Annotated in this window: 17 protein-coding genes; 5 read left to right on the top strand and 12 right to left on the bottom strand. The window is 61.6% G+C overall.

Annotated elements, in window-relative coordinates; genetic code table 11:
• Positions 1-6 precede the first annotated feature (6 nt).
• The 8 genes from NMB39_RS16495 to NMB39_RS16530 form a co-directional block, all read right to left on the bottom strand.
• Positions 7-1455, bottom strand: a complete 1449-nt coding sequence (locus tag NMB39_RS16495; RefSeq protein ID WP_057022550.1) for a class-II fumarase/aspartase family protein — start codon at positions 1453-1455, stop codon at positions 7-9.
• The gene (gene purB / locus NMB39_RS16500; protein WP_198719860.1) at positions 1455-2873 is read right to left on the bottom strand and encodes an adenylosuccinate lyase; all 1419 of its coding nucleotides are present in this window, start codon (positions 2871-2873) and stop codon (positions 1455-1457) included. Before purB ends, NMB39_RS16495 begins: the two co-directional genes overlap by 1 nt.
• A 30-nt stretch (positions 2874-2903) precedes the next feature.
• Positions 2904-3890: an HOASN domain-containing protein gene (locus NMB39_RS16505; RefSeq protein WP_043051409.1), complete on the bottom strand. Its 987-nt coding sequence runs from the start codon at positions 3888-3890 to the stop codon at positions 2904-2906.
• A 40-nt stretch (positions 3891-3930) separates the two neighbouring features.
• Positions 3931-4926 (bottom strand): HOASN domain-containing protein, encoded by a 996-nt coding sequence (locus tag NMB39_RS16510; RefSeq protein WP_494340423.1) that lies wholly within the window; start codon positions 4924-4926, stop codon positions 3931-3933.
• Between the two features lie 261 nt (positions 4927-5187).
• Complete coding sequence (locus tag NMB39_RS16515) at positions 5188-6639, bottom strand: efflux transporter outer membrane subunit (RefSeq protein WP_494340422.1); 1452 nt, start codon at positions 6637-6639, stop codon at positions 5188-5190.
• The gene (locus NMB39_RS16520) at positions 6636-9812 is read right to left on the bottom strand and encodes an efflux RND transporter permease subunit (RefSeq protein ID WP_046072296.1); all 3177 of its coding nucleotides are present in this window, start codon (positions 9810-9812) and stop codon (positions 6636-6638) included. Before NMB39_RS16520 ends, NMB39_RS16515 begins: the two co-directional genes overlap by 4 nt.
• Positions 9809-10975 (bottom strand): efflux RND transporter periplasmic adaptor subunit, encoded by a 1167-nt coding sequence (locus NMB39_RS16525; RefSeq protein ID WP_306957768.1) that lies wholly within the window; start codon positions 10973-10975, stop codon positions 9809-9811. The genes NMB39_RS16520 and NMB39_RS16525 overlap by 4 nt, the downstream gene beginning before the upstream one ends.
• A gap of 707 nt (positions 10976-11682) precedes the next feature.
• Positions 11683-12120 carry a DUF3995 domain-containing protein gene (locus NMB39_RS16530; RefSeq protein ID WP_124377652.1) on the bottom strand — a complete coding sequence of 146 codons (438 nt, stop codon included), beginning with the start codon at positions 12118-12120 and terminating at the stop codon, positions 11683-11685.
• 93 nt (positions 12121-12213) lie between these two features.
• On the opposite strand from NMB39_RS16530, the gene NMB39_RS16535 reads away from it, so the two are divergent.
• The gene (locus NMB39_RS16535; protein ID WP_124400428.1) at positions 12214-12603 is read left to right on the top strand and encodes a DUF2946 domain-containing protein; all 390 of its coding nucleotides are present in this window, start codon (positions 12214-12216) and stop codon (positions 12601-12603) included.
• A gap of 94 nt (positions 12604-12697) precedes the next feature.
• Positions 12698-14824, top strand: coding sequence for a TonB-dependent receptor (locus tag NMB39_RS16540; RefSeq protein WP_494340421.1), 2127 nt, complete (start codon positions 12698-12700; stop codon positions 14822-14824).
• 121 nt (positions 14825-14945) lie between these two features.
• Here the strand turns inward: NMB39_RS16540 and NMB39_RS16545 are convergent, their stop codons facing one another.
• Positions 14946-15953 (bottom strand): ABC transporter substrate-binding protein, encoded by a 1008-nt coding sequence (locus tag NMB39_RS16545; RefSeq protein WP_198720324.1) that lies wholly within the window; start codon positions 15951-15953, stop codon positions 14946-14948.
• A 130-nt stretch (positions 15954-16083) separates the two neighbouring features.
• A complete protein-coding gene (locus NMB39_RS16550) occupies positions 16084-16533 on the bottom strand; it encodes a hypothetical protein (protein ID WP_043050583.1) in 450 nt (149 codons plus the stop codon).
• A gap of 389 nt (positions 16534-16922) precedes the next feature.
• Between NMB39_RS16550 and NMB39_RS16555 the strand changes: the two genes are divergently transcribed.
• The 3 genes from NMB39_RS16555 (at position 16923) to NMB39_RS16565 (ending at position 17851) form a co-directional block, all read left to right on the top strand.
• Positions 16923-17198: a hypothetical protein gene (locus NMB39_RS16555; protein ID WP_057022558.1), complete on the top strand. Its 276-nt coding sequence runs from the start codon at positions 16923-16925 to the stop codon at positions 17196-17198.
• Between the two features lie 110 nt (positions 17199-17308).
• Entirely contained in the window at positions 17309-17539 is a 231-nt protein-coding gene (locus NMB39_RS16560) for a hypothetical protein (RefSeq protein WP_057022696.1), read from the top strand.
• 69 nt (positions 17540-17608) lie between these two features.
• A complete protein-coding gene (locus NMB39_RS16565; protein WP_034120024.1) occupies positions 17609-17851 on the top strand; it encodes a DUF2789 domain-containing protein in 243 nt (80 codons plus the stop codon).
• A 1-nt stretch (position 17852) separates the two neighbouring features.
• On the opposite strand, the gene NMB39_RS16570 is transcribed toward NMB39_RS16565, so the two are convergent.
• Both NMB39_RS16570 and NMB39_RS16575 read right to left on the bottom strand, forming a co-directional pair.
• Positions 17853-18056 (bottom strand): hypothetical protein, encoded by a 204-nt coding sequence (locus NMB39_RS16570; protein WP_057011180.1) that lies wholly within the window; start codon positions 18054-18056, stop codon positions 17853-17855.
• 199 nt (positions 18057-18255) lie between these two features.
• Positions 18256-18660 (bottom strand): TraR/DksA family transcriptional regulator, encoded by a 405-nt coding sequence (locus NMB39_RS16575; RefSeq protein ID WP_003191666.1) that lies wholly within the window; start codon positions 18658-18660, stop codon positions 18256-18258.
• Positions 18661-18913: the final 253 nt, after the last annotated feature.

Raw genomic sequence — 18913 nt, forward strand, 5'->3', positions numbered from 1 at the left:
CAATGCTTAGCGGGCCGCCAGTTTGGACAGCACGTTGTCGACGATACGGTCGGACATGCCCAGGTGGGTCCTGGGCTCGAACAGTCGAGCCAGTGCGCCGGTGTCCATGGCGGCAACCACCCGCGCATCAGCCTCGATCGCGGTGCGGATCGACACGTGATTGCGCTGGCTCGCCTGGGACACTTCGAAGATGATTTCGTAGGCGCTGCTCTTGCCCAGCTTGCGCGCCATTTCGAACACCACGGCTTCGGTGCAGATGGCATCGCCGTAGGCGTGGGCGGTGCACTCCATCTTCTGCACGTTCACAGTGAGCCCCTCGATGGTGTCGGTGAGGATCGACAGCGCCATCAGCGCATAGTGGGAAACATCCGCGACCGCGCACCACTCCAGGCGGGTGCCGCGGTAATCGCGCTCGTGTTCGAGGATCATCGCGTCCAGCGCGAGCATGACCTGGGCCTTGGCCAGCCGCGCCAGCACCACCACCTGCTCGCAGCCTTCCGGGTTGCGTTTGTGCGGCATGGTGCTGCTGCCGATCTGCTGATCGCTCCAGCCCACTTCCACTTCAGCGATTTCCCAGCGATTGAGCGTACGGATTTCATCGGCTACCCGAGCCAACGAGGCCGTGACCATGGCCAGGGTGCTGACGAACTCCGCGACCCGGTCACGGGACACGTGCCAGCCGGTCAAGGGCACCTGCAATGACAAGCGCTCGGCAAAACGCTCCAGCATCGGTATCGCCTCCGGACCGAACGCGGCCATGGTGCCGACCCCGCCGAACAGTTGCACCACCAGCACGCGCTGGCGTGCCTCGGCCAGGCGCTGGCGATGGCGCAGCAGCTCGTCGATCCAGCCGGCGACCTTCAGCCCGAAGGTGGTCGGCAACGCCGGGATCGAGTGCGTCCTGGCGACCATCAGCGAATCACGGTGCGCATCGGCCAGCGTCGACAATTTGCCCAGCAAGGTTTCCAGGGCCTGGTCCATGGCGTCGAGGACATCGCGCATTTCCAGGGACTGGGCGGTGTCCTGGATGTCCTGGGTGGTGGCGCCGTAGTGCACGTATTCGCGGGCACTCGGGCTGCAGTTCTTTTGCAGGGCGCTGAGCAATGGCATCAGCGAATGACCGGTAGCCGCCACGCCATCGGCCAACTGGCGCACATTGATGCCCGACAGCAACGCGGCTTTTTCGATGTCCAGGGCCGCCTCACGCGGGATGATATTGACATCGGCCTGGGCCATGGCCAGTGCGGCTTCAACATCCAGCCAGCGTTGCAGGCGGCAATGGCTGCAGAAGATCTTGCGGCTCTGCGGGCCGGCATAGCCTGAACCGTGGGTTTTCGAGTCGAGGATGTGGCTGTGTTCATGCCGGCACTGTTCGCCGTCATGACCCAGGCCCGGGTGTTCCGAACGTGCGGTGCAAGACGCACGGGCTGCCATTTCCAACGTTTGCGCATCCATCACATACCCTCCATTGCGTACTGGGACTGACCGGTATTGCCTTGGGTTTTTACTAACCCTTCAAGACGGGGTATCGCTTTATTCGCCACCAGGTCGACCATGTCTGCCGCCAGCCCGGTGTAGGCCGCCGGGTCAAGCAGGTCGTCCAGCACTTGGCGACTGAAACAGCCGTGCAGGCGCGAGTCGCTGAGCAGGGCTTCGCGAAAAGGACGACCCTCGACCTGGGCCTGCTGGGCTATTTCGTGGACCAGCTGATGAGCCGTCTGCTTGCCGAACCGTGGCGCCAGCGCGAGCATGATGCGCTCCGACAGAATCAGCCCGCCGAGCATGTCGAGGTTGCTGCGCATGCGCGTTTCGCGCACATCCAGCCCGGCCAGCAGGACACCCTCCATACGGGCGAGCAAGGCGCCGGCGTAGATGAACAGCTCCGGCAAAGCCGCCCATTCAATGCGCCACGTGGTGCCGTCGCGCTCATGCAACTGGAACGCCGCATCAGTCAGCGCAAGCATCTGCGCGCGCACCAGCCGCGACAGCGCACTGATCAGGTCCACCGTCGACGGGTTCTGCTTGTGGGGCATGGTGCTGCTCCCCACCTGCCCTGCCCGGCGGCCTTCACGCACCTCATCGATCTCGGTGCGTTGCAGGTGGTAGATCTCATTGGCGACGCGGCCCAGGGTCGCCGACGCCTGGACCAGCAGCCACGCCGCCTCCAGGATGCGGTCGCGGGCGCTGTGCCAACTGCTCAACGGTGCCCCCAGGCCGAGACTTTCCAGAGTGCGGCGCTGCACCTCCAAACCCTGCGGGCCAAGCGCCGCCAGGGTGCCCACGGCGCCGGTCAGGTTGCCCACCATGACCCGGGCATACGCCTCGTCGAAGCGCTCGAGGTGGCGATCGATCTCATCGACCCACACCGCGACCTTGTAGCCAAACGTGGTGGGCAATGCTTGTTGCCCATGGGTGCGGGCGACCATCGGCGTGTGCTTGTGCCGCAGGGCGAGCGTGAGCAAATGCCCACGGATCGCGTGCAAGCGCTGCAACACCAGGCCCCAGGCATCGCGCACTTGCAGGATCAGCCCAGTGTCGAGGATGTCCTGGGTGGTCACGCCGTAATGCACGTACTCACCCCAGCCATCGGCGCACAAGGCCTCGAGGGCGCGAAGGGTCGGCACCAGGATATGCCCGGTCTCCATGCTCTGGCGCCCCAGGGCGTCGAGGTCCAGCAGTTCCACGCTGGCCACACGGGCGATTTCCCGCGCAGCTTCGTGAGGGATGATGCCCATCTGCGCCTGGGTGGCCGCCAGCGCTGTTTCTACATCGAGCCACTTCTGCACCTGACTGGCATCAGAGAAGATCGCGGCAAATTCCGGGGACGAGTAAGCGCCCCCGTGGATACGGGATTCAGTGATATGACTCGGCATGTCGGGTTACTCGCGTTGTCCTAAGGAGGGCTACTTCACGCGCTGCATTGCTTCCCAGACCGCGTCGTAATAGGCCCGCTCCAGCCGGAAGTGTTCCGCCAGGGACGTGAGGAACGCGTTCTGGAAACCCAGGTCCGGGATACGCCGTGCAATCAGTGCCCATTCACGCTTGGCCCGGGGTGGCACCAGGCTGATATGCACTTCGTAGTACTCCGCGTCGTCCTGGCTCAAGCCCGCATTGCGCAAGGCGTTGTACAACTTGCCGTGGTTGCCGGGCACCACCAGCTCGGTGATGTAGAACACCGCCAGGCCCCAGCCGACATCGGGGTTGCGGAAACAGCGGGCACGGTTGTTCAGGTAGGCGATTTCCTCGGGCATCGTCGAGATGGCCTCGAAATCCGCGGTCAGGCCTATGGCAGCGAGAAGCTTGGCCAACAGCCGCGGATGGGAGCGCTGTTCGTCCTCTTCGCCCAGCTCACCGTAGAGATAACGGCCAAGGGCGGCCGCCTCGTCAACATCGGTCAGGTTGACCAACAGGTCGGCGGCATCCCGGTACAGGCGATAGGTGCGGAACCATTGGTGGCGCAGGAACACCTGCAGTTGCTCGCGGGACGCCTTGCCCTCAAACACATACTGCGACATCGGGTGGTTTTCCCGTGACTGCGCGGCAATCTGCTCTTCCAGGCGTTGCTGAAACGCGGCCTCGGACAACGGCGAGGCCAGGTCCGCAGACGGCATGAAACGCTCTTGCACGCTATAGATGGCATTGGCCAGCCAGCGTCGGGTCGAGGCGGTGGCGACGTCATCGCTCAGCGACAGGATGTACAGCAATTGCTGGCACTGCGCCGCGTTCGCGGCATCGCCGCGCTGGCCCGACTCACACAGGGCACGCAGCATATTGGCGGCAATTTCGATGCGATTGAACGTCGCATCCGGCTTCAGCGCTTCGGCCAACAGGCGGGCTTCAGCGGTGTGGATATTCTGCAATTGAGGCTGCGAGAAATTACGTGGGCTCATCATGTGCTCCATTATTGTTGTTTTAGGATCGCTGGGCGGTTCAGGCGGGCAGGCGCTGCGCCTGCATCTGCTGCCACAAGCTGTCGAAATAGGCCTTGTTGATTTCGAAGTGACGCTTGAGCGCGCGCATGAACGTGCGCTGAAAGCCCTCATCGCCGGCGAACTTGGCAATCAGCGCCCACATTTCCTCGGTGTCGATCTCATCCTGGGTGCCGTGCAGGCGGTGGAATTCGCTGGGCTGCTCTGGAACGTCCAGGCGCTGCAACAGCTCGTAGATGCGCCGGTGGTTGACGCAACTGACAGACTCCACCGCATAGAGCAGCGCAAGGCCCCAGGCGACATCGGTGTGGCGCACGCAGCGAATGCGATTATTCAGGTAGGCTTTTTCCAGGGGATGCAACGCAGGAAAGTCGATGGCCAGCGGAATATCGAAATACTCCATCAGATGGGCCAGCATCGCCGGGTGCGAACGCTGCGGAGTCTCGGCCCCCGCTTCACCGTAAAGGTTGCGGTAGAACACCGAGGCATCCTCGATGGCCTCGAAGCGAAAGGCCAGCTCGGCCAGCAGGCTGTAGAAGTTGTATGAGCGGGTCCAGTGGTGTTCCAGGAAGAAACGTACGTCTTGCACAGGCGGCGTACCTTGGAACAGGTGCACCGACATGGGGTGGTTGACCCGGCTGCGAGCGGCGATTTCAGCGTCGACCAACCGTCGGAACTCATCCACCGGCAACGCGGTGAAGCCCGGCAGGTCGGCGGCGAACTCATCTTCGGCGCGGTAGACCTCACTGGCCATCCAACGGCGGGTCGGCTCAGTGCGTGGATCGCCCGGAATGTGCAGTTGCAGCAGGGCTGCCTGGTAGTGGGCGTAGGCATCGGCATCCCCCGACAAGCCTTGCCGGGTCAGCGCGAGCAGTGCTTCCAGCGCGCGGGTGACCTGGGCGTAGTGGGCACCGGGTTCCAGGGCATTGACCATCAGCGTCGAGGCCGTGGTGAACAGATCGGAATCCGGGCGTTGTTGCAGGGCAGCAGTATCCATTGATAACCCCTCGATTCTTGTTTTTGTGATTTGGCGTACTCGAAGAAAAGGCTAAAGGTTCCTCTAGTGGCAAGGTCAATACCTGTAGGAAATTTCTTTTCCCAATGGACATTTACCTGGCGTGTGGAGAGAAAAATGTGGGAGGGGGCTTGCTCCCGATGGCAGTGGGTCAGTGCCAGATGTACTGACTGACCCGCCGCCATCGGGAGCAAGCCCCCTCCCACATTTGCACTGCCGTGCTGTGTTTTTGCTCGGCTGTGGCTAACGCAGCGCCGCAGCCCCACTGCAAGCCTGCCCCGCCTGTTCACAAATCAGCCAGCCACCGCCCAGCGCCTTGTAGATCCCGACCACCGCCAAGCGCTGCTGGGTGCGCGCCGCCGTTAACGCACGGCGGCTGGTGAAGTCGGCACGTTCGGCCTCAAGCACATCCAGATACATGCCCTCGCCTTCGGCAAACCGCGTGCGCGCAAACCTGGCCGCTTCGCGGTTGGCTGCCGCCTCCAGCAGCCGCAAGCCCAGGGTGCTGCCTGCTGCACTGTTGGCCTGGAACGCATCGTCGGTTTCCTGCAGGGCACGCAATACGGTCTGGTCGTAGGCGATCAACGCCGCCTGGGTACGCGCCTCGCTGGCGGCGATCCGCGCGCGCACGCGTCCAGTGTCCAGCAGCGACCAGCGAATCACCGGGGCGATAAAGTTCGACTGCATGCCTGCATCGCCTAGGGAGCCGAGGCTTCCGGCCAGTAGCCCGATGGAGCCCTGCACCTGGATATCGGGATACAAACCAGCGGTTTCTACACCTATTTGTGCGGTCTCAGCCGCCAGGGTGCGTTCGGCCGCGGCAATATCGGCGCGCCGGGCCAACAAGCCGGCCGGGTCACCGACTTGCAGGGTGCGCAGGCTCAAAGACTCACGACCGGGCCGGGCCTGCGGTGGCTTGAATCCTTGCGGCGCCTGCCCCAGCAGCACCGCCAACGCGTTGGTGGAGGTTGCGCGACGCCGCTCAAGGTCGGGCGCTACCGCCTCGACATTGCGCAGCAAAGCCTCGGCACGCAGCCGGTCGAACTCGGTGGCAGCGCCGACGCTGACCAGATGCTGCACCAGGCCCAAGCTGTCGCGCTGGCTCTGGCTGATGTCAGCGACCACCGCTTGTTCAGCTTCGATTCCTTGCAACTCAAACCAGGTGGCGGCAACGGTGGCCGCGACGCTCGCCTGCACACTGCGCAGCAACGCCTGGCGTGACCCGGCCTGGGCCTGCGCCACCTCAACCGAGCGTCGCACGCGGCCAAACAGGTCGATTTCCCAGGCCGCATCCAGGGCTGCACGGGTGGTTTCAATGGAGCGCTGCTCGCCAGATGGCGTCTCGACCTCACTGCGCCGTCGGTGCTCATAACCGAGGGCGGCACCGCCGCTGGGCAAGAACCCTTGGCGGCTTTCGCGCAGCATCGCCTTGGCTTCGTCCAGGCGTGCGGCGGCGATGCCGATGTCATGGTTGGCTGCCAGCGCCTGCTGGATCAATTGGCTGAGAGCGGGCTCGTCGAACACCTGCCACCACTGCGCCTCGACCTCGCCGGTACCGAGACCGGCGACGGGCGCACCGAAGCTCGCCGGGCGCTGCGCGGCAGGCAACACAGGGGTGGAATAATCAGGGCCTACCGAGGCGCAGCCGGCCATCAGCAGCAACGGCAACAGCAACACTGGATAAGACAGTCTCATGATGCACGCTCCTCCAACTGCAACTTCGGACTCGACCCCTGACGCTCCACGCGCAGCGCCAGGCTGCGCATCACCACGTAGAACACCGGGGTGAGGAACAGCCCGAACAGCGTCACCCCGAGCATGCCGGCAAACACCGCGACGCCCATGGCATGGCGCATCTCGGCCCCGGCGCCGCTGGCAAATACCAGCGGCACCACGCCGGCGATAAACGCCAGTGAGGTCATCAGGATCGGCCGCAAGCGCAATTGGCAGGCGTGGATAACCGCCTCCAGCGGGCTGGCGCCTTCGGCTTCGAGACTGCGGGCAAACTCGACAATCAGGATGGCGTTCTTCGCCGCCAGCCCGACCAGCACCACCAGCCCGATCTGCACGAACACGTTGTTGTCACCCTCCACCAGCCACACGCCGATAATTGCGCTGAGCAGGCACATGGGCACGATCAGCAAGACCGCCAACGGCAGCAGCCAGCTGTTGTACTGCGCCGCGAGGATCAAATAAGCGAGCAACACACACAGCGGGAAAATAAACAGCGCCGACGACCCGGCGAGCTTTTGCTGGTAGGTCAAGTCCGTCCATTCATAGGTCACACCTTCGGGCAGCACCTCCTGCGCCAGGCGCTCCATCAGCGCGACAGCCTGCCCGGAGCTGACGCCCGGCATCGCCCCGCCGGAGATATCCGCCGAGGGATAGCCGTTATAGTGAATCACACGGTCAGGGCCGGAACCCGGGGTGACGGTGACAAACGCCGACAACGGCAGCATGTCCCCGGCGGCATTGCGCACTTGCAGGCGGCCGATAGCTTCGGCCTGCATGCGGTGGTCCGCATCGGCCTGGGCGGTGACCTTGTAGGTGCGGCCGAAACGATTGAAGTCGTTGACATACAGCGACCCGAGGTAGACCTGCAGTGACTCGAATACATCCGCCAGGCGCACACCTTGGCTCTTGACCTGGGTGCGGTCGATATCCACATTCAGCTGCGGCGCGTTGACGTCCAGGCTGGTCATCAAGCCGGCGACCTGGCCCGACTCGGTGGCTTTGGTCATCAGCACCTGGGTCTGCTGCACCAACGCCTCAAGCCCTACTCCGCCACGGTCCTCGACCTGCAGCTTGAAACCACCGGTGACGCCAAGGCCAGGCACCGGCGGCGGCGGGAACACGCCGAGGAAACCGTCGGGAATGCTCGCGAACTTGGCTTGCAGGCGCCCGGCGATGGCGACCGCGGCCATGTCCGGCGAGGTTCGCTCCTTGAACGGATCGAGCATCACGAACATCACCGCCGCATTCGGTACGTTGACGAAGCCGTTGACCGACAGTCCCGGGAACGCCACCACGCTTTCCACTCCCGGTTCGTCCAGGGCGATTTTCGACATTTGCCGCACCACCGCGTCGGTACGATCCAGCGACGCCGAGTTGGGCAATTGGGCAATGCCGACCAGGTAGTATTTGTCTTGCATCGGCACAAAACCCGCCGGCACAGCGTTGAAGCCGAACCAGGTCAGCGCGAGTAATCCGCAATAGGCCACCAGCGCCACGCCGCGACGGCCGACCACCTTGCGCACCGTGCTGCCATACGCCTGCGGCGCACGCTGGAACGGCCGGCCCAGCACCTCCAGCAGGCGCACGGCGCGACCGCGCAGGCTACGCGGGTCATGTACCACGGCGGCACCTCGTGGGCGCAGCAACAGGCCGGCCAACGCCGGGCTGAGGGTCAACGAGTTGACCGCCGAGAGGATCGTCGAAATCGCGATGGTCAGCGCAAACTGCCGGTAGAACTCACCTTGCAATCCACTGAGGAACGCCGTGGGGATGAACACCGCAGCCAGCACCGAGGTAATCGCAATGATGGGGCCGGTGACCTCGCCCATCGCACGCCGCGCAGCTTGCGTGGGCTCCTCGCCGTTTTCGATATGCCGCTCGACGTTCTCGACCACCACGATGGCATCGTCGACCACAATGCCGATCGACAGCACCAGGCCGAACAACGACAAGGTATTCAGGGAAAAACCCATCAGGTGCATGACCGCGAAGGTGCCGATGATCGACACCGGCACGGCCATCAACGGGATCAGCGACGCGCGCCAGTTACGCAGGAACACCACCACCACGATGACCACCAGCAGGATCGCTTCCATCAGGGTGATCGCGACTGACTCCAGCGAAGCCCGTACAAACACCGTCGGGTCATAGGCAATCCGCGACACCAGCCCTTCAGGGAAGTTGGTCTGCAGGCGCTGCATGGTATCGCGCACTGCCTGCGCCACATCGAGGGCGTTGGCGCCCGGGCTCTGGATGATCTGCAAGGCCACCGCCGGCTCGCCGTCCAACAGGCTGCGCAGCGCGTAGGCATCGGCGCCCATCTCGATACGGGCCACATCACGCAGACGCGTGACCTGGCCGTTATCGCCGGTGCGGATGATGATGTCGCCAAATTGCTCTTCGTCCGTCAGCCGCCCGAGAGTATTGACCGTGACTTGGAAGGCCGCGCTGGAATCCGGTGCCTGGCCGACGGAGCCGGCCGCCACTTGCACGTTCTGCTCGCGCACCGCGGCAATCACATCGCCGGCGGTCAAGCCACGGGCGGCGATCAGGTCCGGGTCGAGCCACAAGCGCATGCTGTATTCGCCCGCGCCCCATACCAGCACGTCGTTGATCCCCGGCAGGCGCGACAGCTCGTCACGCACCTGGAGGTAGGCATAGTTGGAGATGTACAGCGGGTCATAACGTTTATCGGGGGATAGCAGGTGGACCACCATGAGGATGTCCGGCGAGGTCTTTTGCGTGACCACGCCGAGGCGCTGCACCTCCTCGGGCAAGCGCGGCAAGGCCCGCGACACACGGTTCTGCACCTGGATCTGCGCCATGTCGGCGTTGGTGCCCTGGGCGAAGGTCGCGGTCAGGATCATGCGGCCGTCGGTGGCCGACTGCGAGGTCATGTACAACATGCCCTCGACCCCGGTGATCACCTGTTCCAATGGCGCCGCCACCGTCTCGGCGATCACCTGCGGGTTGGCCCCGGGATAGGACGCGGTGACCTGCACCGTGGGCGGCGTGACCGCGGGGTATTCACTCAGCGGCAGATGAAAGAAGGCCACGATACCGCCGATCATCATCAACACCGACAAGACAATGGCGAAGATTGGCCGATCAATGAAAAAGCGTGGGAAGCTCATTGCACGCCCCCCACGGTCAGCGGCGCCTCAAGCGGCTTGCCCTCGATACTGGCGGCCAGTGGCGTCACCTGCATGCCGGGGCGCACCAGGCCCTTGACGACAATACGCTCGCCCGGTTGCAGGCCCTGTTCGACGACGCGCAGGCCGTCGACCACCGGGCCCAATTCCACCGGGCGGTATTCGGTCTTGTTGCCCTCACCGACCACCAGCACATAGCGGCGGCCCTGGTCGGTGCCGATGGATTGGTCGGCGATCAACACCCGCGGTTGCGCCGCGCCGGTGTCCAGCTTGACCTTGGCGAACAGCCCGGGGGTCAGGCGCCCATCCGGGTTGTCGACTACCGCACGCACGCGCACGGTGCCGGTCTTGCGGTCGGCCGCATTGGCCAGGAAGTCCACCCGCCCGGCCCGTGCATAGGTCGTATCGTTGAGCATGGCCACCATGACCTTGGCGGCTTTTTCGCCCTTGGACCCGGCATGTTCCCGCGTCGCGGCAAGCGAGTGCAGATACGTGCGCTCGTCGACATCGAAATACACATGCAACGGGTCGATGGAGACGATAGTCGTCAACGCCGTCACCCCTTGCGTCACGTAGTTGCCTTCGGTAACGAGGGCGCGGTCGATGCGGCCGCTGATGGGCGCGGTGACACGGGTATAGCCCAGGTCCAGTTGTGCCGCATCCAGTGCCGCCCTCGCCGCCTCGACCTGGGCCCTGCCGGCATTCAACGAAGCAATGGCGGTATCAAGACGATCACGCGCCACGACCTTCTTGGCGAACAATTGCTCGGCTCGCCCGTGCTCGGCCTGGGCCAGCACCGCATTGGCCTCGGCCTCGCGCAAACGTGCCTTGGCCGCATTCAGCGCCGCCTGGAACACCCGCGGGTCAATCACAAACAACGGACTGCCCCTGGCCACGAACTGGCCCTCGGGCACGCTGACACTTTGCAGATAGCCGCTGACACGCGGGCGCAGTTCCACCTGATCGATGGCGGTCAACGAACCGGTGTACTCGACAAACGGCGTCACCGCCCGCGCAACCACCTCGGCCACCGGCACACCGGGCGGCATGGCGGCCGCAGCCGGCGGCGCGTTGTCTGTGCATCCGCCCAGCGTCAACACCGCGGCCATTGCCCCGGTGATCAGGCTTATTGGTTTGGCGTACATCGTTCACCCTCCTTGGAGTCTCAAGACAAATCGACACTGGAGGTTTTTATCGGGCTTGCCACATTGGGAAGGTCAAGTGCTATAAAACCGGGAGGTGTGTTTTTGTCTGAAGGGTGTTTGGAGGGAGGGCTGGGTGTGCTGTTTGGGTGATCTCGGCCTTTAGGCGCTTTGTTGTGGAAGGGGGCGGTGCGACGATTCGACTTGCCCTCGGTAGCGGAGGGTCAATCACAAGCAACCGTCAGTAACCACGATGCGAAGCGAGCCGCTCTTGATCTTGCTTTTGATCCTAGGCGCCCCGTTAAACCACGCTGGCCGGAATTCGACAGGGATTTGGGGGCTAAACCGGCAGGGATGCCGGTTTAGCCGCCCCGCGCCATGGATGGCGCGTGGCGGCGGCCCCCCAAATCCCTGGCGGATTACGGGCACACCGAGCCCAAGCGAGGTGCCGAGTGGTGGGGCAAGAGCGTTTTGGTTACTTTTGCGCTTTTAAAAATGACCCGCCGTAAGGGCGGAACCAATAGCGGCCGTCACCTAAACAATGGATATGTACTCGATCCAACCGAACATCCTGGTCGGCTGTGAGGCCGCCATCGGGGGCAAGCCCCCTCCCACATGGGCCGGCGGCGTACCAGAAGTTGTGTAGATACCCATGCTCATCCGGGGGCAAGTCGAATCATCGCACCGCCCCCACATGGGAGCTGAGACCATCAGGTCCAGGCCACCACCAACAACCCGGCACCCAACACCAGGCACAACGGCGAGTAGAGGTACGTATCCAGGCGCGCAAACCGGGAGCCGCCGACCTTTTTGAAAAAGCCCACCAGCTCCGAATCGCCAATCGCCCGGGCAAAGAACAGCACCGCAATCGCACTGATGCCCCACTGCAACGCCCCATGGGACACCGGCGTGAAATACAACCCGGCGCGCAGGCAAACGAGCAATGCAATTGCCACCAACCCCATAGCGACCAGAAAGGTGCCCAGCGCCGATGGCTTGAACGCCGGTCGCGGCCCGCTGGCAAATTCGCCGGGCAGTTGCGGAATCGCCGCCAGGCTGCCGAATTTGCCGCCAGCGGCCCAGTAAAGATGCACCATGCTGATAAAGGTAAAAACCCCGACAATCCATCGCGCAATGACAAAACTCATGGCGGACGCTCCCGAAAAATGTGGGAGTCAGGATAGTCGCCCTGAGATTTTTTGCAGGCATTTCGTCGGCGGCTGATGGTAAAGTGCCGCCCCATGAAACTCGCCCGTGCCGACCGCTCGCTCATTGCCTGGATGCTTTACTGCTGCGTCCTGTTCAATGTGTTCGCCTGCAGCATTGGCCACGGGCAAATGGTGGGCATGCAGCTCAACGGCATCAGCGGCCAGTTCTGCACCGTGGATCCGCGTACCCAGGCGCCTCTGCAAAACAACTCTACGGATGAGAACCTGCCAACGCTGTCGAAGGCGTTCGGTTGCCCGTTGTGTTCGACCGGCGGCATGGGCCCCGCGCTCAACAGCCACCTGAACGTGGCAGTTTTGCCACAACCCCACGCGCCGCCTGCGGCGATCGTGCTCGCCGCTGACATTCCTGCCCGCTTCACCTGGCCCACCGCTAACCCGCGCGCGCCACCTGCCCTCGCCTGATCCCTGCGCTTTCTGATCTGCATACCGACCGTTTCCGTGAGGAAGGACGGGCGGCCGTGCGTTTGTTTTCAAGCCAAGTTTTCAGGATTCAACCATGAAACATCTACCCCTGCTGGCAGGCCTGTTCGGCTGCCTGCCTGTCTGCGCCCCTGCTCTGGAGCTGGCACCGACCACCATTGAAGGCGAGCAAAGCGTTGAGCCCGGGCTGGCCCTGGACCAACCCAGCGGTATGGCCTCGCGGCTGGGACTGAGCGTACGGGAAACCCCGGCCTCGGTGGCCATCGCCAACCGCAACGATATCGAGCGCCATGGCGCCAAGACCTTCCGCGATGCGGCCAACACCCTGCCCGGCGTCAATGCCAGCGCGCCGCCCGGGTTTGGTGGGTTTGTATCGTACCGAGGGTTTACCAGCAGCCAGATTACCCAGATGTTCAACGGCATCAATGTTGCCACGGGCCTGGCGCGGCCAGTGGATGCGTGGGTCTATGACCGCGTCGAGCTGGTGGGCGGCCCTTCCTCCTTGATCAACGGCGCAGGCTCCGTGGGCGGCTCGCTGAACTACGTGACCAAGCTGGCGAGCCGTGAGGAACAGGCTGTCGAAGGCCAGTTGACCTATGGCAGCTACGACACCGCGGGCATGGCGTTCGGCCTCAACCATGCGCTGACCGAGCCTGGTGCCGAGGTGCCGCACTACGCACGCCTGGACGTGAGCCGCAATACCAACCACAGCTATATCGACCGCGATCAACGAGATGCCTGGAGCGTAGCGTTTTCGCTGCTCAGCGACTTGACCCCCGACCTGTCCCACACCCTGGCCCTGGAATATCAGGACGAGCATGAAGACAGCCCCTATTGGGGCACGCCGGTGCTCAACCCCAAGGCCGGCGAACTTAAGATCGACAAGCACAATCGCTTCAACAACTACAACGTCGCCGACGGTCGTTACGAACAGCGCACGATCTGGGCACGGTCGATCATCGACTACCGAATAAATGACAGCACCACGCTGAAAAACACCCTCTATCACCTCGACAGCCAGCGCGACTACCGCAACCTGGAGACCTACCAGTACAACGCCGATAACAGCGCGGTGAACCGCTCGACCGCCTATCAGGTACGGCATCAGGGCCAACAGAACGGCAACCAGTTCGAACTGCGCCATGACAACAGGATTTTCGGCCTCTCCACCACCTGGTCCGGCGGTTTTGAGTACAAGGTCAACAGCACCACCAACAGCCCCTTGAACGTGCCGGGAAAAAGTACCGTGGACCCGAACAACTATGACCCGGGACACTTCTATGACATCCCCGGCACCCGCCCGGGTTTCGTCAAGGACAAGACCAACCAGGTGACCACCAAGGCACTGTTCGTGGAAAACCGCCTGGGGCTGACGGATAAGCTCTCGCTGCTGACCGGCCTGCGATATGACGCCATCGACATGGACGTGACCAACCACCGCTCGGTCACCGCCGCTAACCCACGGCACTTCAAGCGCAGCTGGGAACCGCTGACGGGGCGTGTGGGCCTGACTTATCAATTCATCCCGTCGGCCAATGTCTACGTGCAATACAGCACCGCCGTCGAACAGCCCAATACCACCACCCAGGTGTTCGATGTGTCCACCGGCAAGCAATGGGAGATCGGCAGCAAGTTCGACTACCTGGACGGTCGCGGTTCCGCCACGGTCGCGGCCTACAAGATTGAACGCAAAGACTTTGCCGTCACTGATCCGCTGGATCCGACCAACAGCATTCCGGTGGGCGCGCAGTCGTCCAAGGGCATCGAATTGGCCAGCTCACTGCGTATCACGCCAAGGTTGCTGGCTGAAGGCAACTTCGCCTGGGTAGACGCCGAGTACGATGAGTTCAATGAGAAAATGGCCAGTGGCGCAGTGGTGTCACGCAAGGGCAATACGCCGACCAACGTGCCCAGGCGCGTGGGCAACCTGTGGTTGACCTATGATTTTTCCGAGGATTGGCAAGGGGGTGTGGATGCGCGGTATGTCGCCCAGGTGTATGCAGATAATGCCAATACCCAGACGGTACCGGCCTACACGCTGTTTGGCACCTTCCTGCGCTACAGGCTGGACGCCCACACCTCGGTGACCGGCCGCGTGCGCAACTTGACCAATGAGGTGTATGCCGAGTTTGCCCATGTGTCGCCGGCGTATTACCTGGGTTCGCCGAGAACGTTTGAGGTAGCGGTGCAAACCAAGTTCTGAGCCTGAAATGCAGCCAACTGTGGGAGGGGGCTTGCTCCCGATAGCGGTGGTTCAGTCAATGCATATGCAAGCTGATACACCGCTATCGGGAGCAAGCCCCCTCCCACATCAAGACTATCGGTTACTTGAGACTCGCCTCAACCTTCTGCGCTACATCTTGCGTCAACCACGCCTTCCACACCTCAGGGTGTTCCTTCAGGAACGCTTGGGCCACGTCCCGCGGTGCCGTGTGGTTTTCGCTCATCTTCGCCAAGGCTTTGTTCAGCGGCTCGATGGGAAACTCAACCTTCTCGAAGAACTGCGCAATCTGCGGATGCTCCTGCTGGAACGGCGTCGATACGCCAATGCTCAACTTGGATGCCAACGACCGGGTAGGCTTGGGGTCTGGGTTATCCGCATCGGTCAGGGTCTTCCATGCATCCGCATCAAACGGCGGCTCTTCGAGCTGGATCAATTTATAGCGCCCCATCAACGGGGTCGGCGACCAGTAGTAGAACAACACTGGCTTGCCCCGGCGGATCGAAGACGCAATCTCTGCATCCAACGCCGCGCCCGAACCGCTGCGGAAGTTCACGTAGCTATCGTCGAGGCCATAGGCCTTGAGCTTCTGCTTGTTGACCACTTCGGAGGTCCAGCCGATGGGGCTGTTAAGAAAGCGACCTTTGCCTGGTGATTCGGGGTCCTTGAACACATCCTTGTAGCGCGCCAGGTCCTTGACACTTTTCAGGTCTGGAGCCAGAGGCTTGAGGTTTTTCGACGGGTCACCCTTGACCACGTACTCCGGCACCCACCAGCCTTCGGTGGCGCCTTTGACCGTATCCCCCAGCCCTACCACTTTGCCTTCGGCTTCGGCCTTGACCCACACCGGACTGCGACCAGCCCATTCTTCCCCAATCACCTGGATATCGTTCTTGGCCAGGGCGGTTTCCAGGGTGATGGTGGTACCGGGCAAGGTGTCGGTAGGCAGGTCATAACCCTTCTCGACGATAAAGCGTAGTACTTCAGTGATCAGGCTGCCGCTTTCCCAGTTCAGGTCAGCAAAATGCACCGGTGCCTGGGCAGCCGAGACCGGCAATGACAGGCTCAAGGCCGTCAAGGACGCTGCCAACAGTGATTTCAATCCCTTCATGCGTTGCACCTCGCGTCTTCACAGTCATGGCGAACGGCTTTGCCGCCAATGCGCGAAGCCTCTGAATAGTTAAGTCAACGCAACTGTAGTAGAGGTTCCGGAACAGATCGGTACACGAAGTGTTTATCGGTTATTCGCTGGCCTTGAAAGTAACCAGTTCGCCCTTGCGCCATTTGGCAGCCTTGCCGGTCACGGCTTTCAGGGTCTTGGTCAGGCCTTCCTGCAATTGTTCATGGGCAGCAAATACCAGCATCACGCTGTGGCCTTCCTTGAACACAATGCCCTGGCCCTCGGCCGACGAAACAAAGGCGTAATCGCCCAACCCATACACGGTCAACTTGATATCGCGAAACTTGAGTTCGAACTTGCCACCTTCGCGGCTGGGTAACACCGCCGCACGGAAATGGTCGCCCACCTTGAGTTCCAGGCGTGGCTTGTCATCCACGACCAGCGCCGTTTCGGTATCGATCTCGGCGATATAGATACCTTCTGGCGTTTGTTCGGTGACGTAGACAAACCGCGATTGAAACTGCTTGACCAACTTTGCGCGCAAATCACCCAGCACGAATAACGCGTGCATATCCAGATTACTGACTGCCAAGGAAACGTCCCCACATCAAAAAAGCGCTGGCCGCTGAAGCGGGCAACACAAAAAACGGCCGTTACGGCACGATCACCCATTCGTTAAAAACTGAAGATAACCTACAAGGCTGGTACATACAGCCGCGGTGGACCTCAATCAAGGTCATCCGGTAGCACAGCAAATCACAGGTTTAGCGACCCGAGAATACAAGTCGAGCAACTTCAGAGAATAACCCAACCGAAAATGCAGTTTTCCGACGCCCAAAACAAAAAAATACCCAGGCATGGAACCAGTCGCGAACTGCCGACGACAATACTAAAACAGCAACCCGGGTTAAACCACCCGAAACGCCACTGACAGGCCAACAAGATTGACAGGAGCTGAGCATGCAACGACGTCCACACGACGCTGCGTCTTTCCACAAGCGTTCATCATGGTCAGAGGAACGCCAATACTACTGCCTGCAAAACGCTGATGGGTACTCGAACTCGGTCATTTATCAAGTTGTACCGGCTGGGAAGAACTTTTTCCACATCCTTGAAGTACCCAGTGGCCGGATCAAGGGGTTTCGCAGCGATCATAACAAGGCCTGCGAACTGGCCAAGACCCTGGAAGCCAAGTTGCAAGCCCTGTGTGACACACTCGTTTCGTCACCTGGATGACTTTACCGCGCCGTCGCCCTTCAACAACTGCCATACTGGCGCGTCCATTGAAGTTTGCCCCCTGCGGGTCAGGTTTCATCAGTGCAGTTACCTTGAAGGGAAGGCTATACGTGACGGAATTTGATATTGGCGAATTTTTTATCCACGGCGATGCCAGGGAAGTAGACGGAGAGTTTCAAGCAGTTATCGTAATGCGTGCCAAACCACCCTTGACCACCGTCACTACGCATCAGGTAGAGAAGGACCGTTGGTTCAAAACCGTGGACGCCGCTGCCAATGCCGCGAAGGACGCTGCCAAGGCGCTCAAGGCAGCCGTGGATTCAGGGGCGCTCACCTCCTGACAATCTGATAGAACTCTGCAGCGCCCCAAGCCTCCCATGCATACACACTTGAACTGCATGGAGTACGACATGGATACCACCACCCCCACGCTCGAAACCTTGTTCGATCAACTGGGCCTGGACTCGAGCCAGGAAGCCATCGAGCGCTTTACCGCCGAGCATCGCCTGCCGGATGATGTCAAACTCATCGACGCGCCGTTCTGGAGCGAACAACAGGCGAGTTTCCTCAAGGAACAATTGCATGTAGATGCCGAATGGGCGCCTGCGGTGGACGACCTCAACGCACTGTTGCACGAATCGCCCAAGGAATAATTCAATGCAGGCTGTCTGACTGTTCCATGCGCAACAGCGCTTGCCAGGCAGTCCTGCACTCCTCTGCCTCATCGCGGCTGGCAAAGGCAGTTCCGCGCTGCTCACCATTGAGCAATACCACCCAGCAAGCTTTCTGGCCCAGGGCACGCAGGGTCTCAGGTACGCCACTGCCGATCATTACGGCCACATCGACTTTGTTTTGCATGGAGCTTCTCCGCAGCATTAGTTAGCTTGCTAACAATGTTGGCCATGCTACGGTTTTATTCCAGTTGGAAAAAGCTATCTTCGGAATAGCTTCATTGCATAAACAGCAACAATCTACGCGCTGGACGCGGCCGGATGCTCGCGTAATGCTGTTGCAGGCGGGGCGGCCGGCTCACTGGCAGGCGCCCCCCTCACCCGTGTCAGGCTTGACGCTGGTGCTTGTCGATCTGCTCGTGGCGCTCTTGCGCTTCGATGCAGTACTTGGTGGTAGGGCTGATCAGCAGCCGCTTGAGGCCGATAGGCTCGCCGCTGTCATCGCACCAGCCAAAGGAATCTTCCTTGATACGCTCCAAGGCGCGCTCAAGCTGCGGCAGCATGCGCTGGTCGCGATCGATGGCATTTACCAGCCAGGTGCGCTCTTCTTCCACGGAAGCGGCGTCAGCCGGGTCGGCCGGGGTGTCCAGGCTTTCAATGGCGATGCGGTTCTGTTCAATGCGCTCGTGGTGTTCCACTTTCATGTCTTGCAGCAACTTCTCGAAAAAAGCGTGCTGTTCGGCATTCATGTAGTCATCCGCCGGCATGGCCAGCAACTTTTCCTTTGTCATTGATTTCTCTATAAAAAATACGTGCATTAAGGCGAATAAGGGAGCGTTCCGGCAGGCCTCTGCAGGTCTCGGAAGGGCGCCGTCCATTTCAAGCGCCACCCGGCACTCAATTTACGAGGGGCGGCAGTCTAAGGCCGACTTGAGGGCGCAGCAACTGAAAAGACAGGCATTTTTTCCCAATTAACCCCCAAAGGCACCAGGACGGGCTTGGCGAACGGTCATCGGAGTGCGTTTATAGCAAGAAATTCAAGTT

The sequence above is a fragment of the Pseudomonas sp. FBCC-B545 genome, assembly GCF_059134095.1.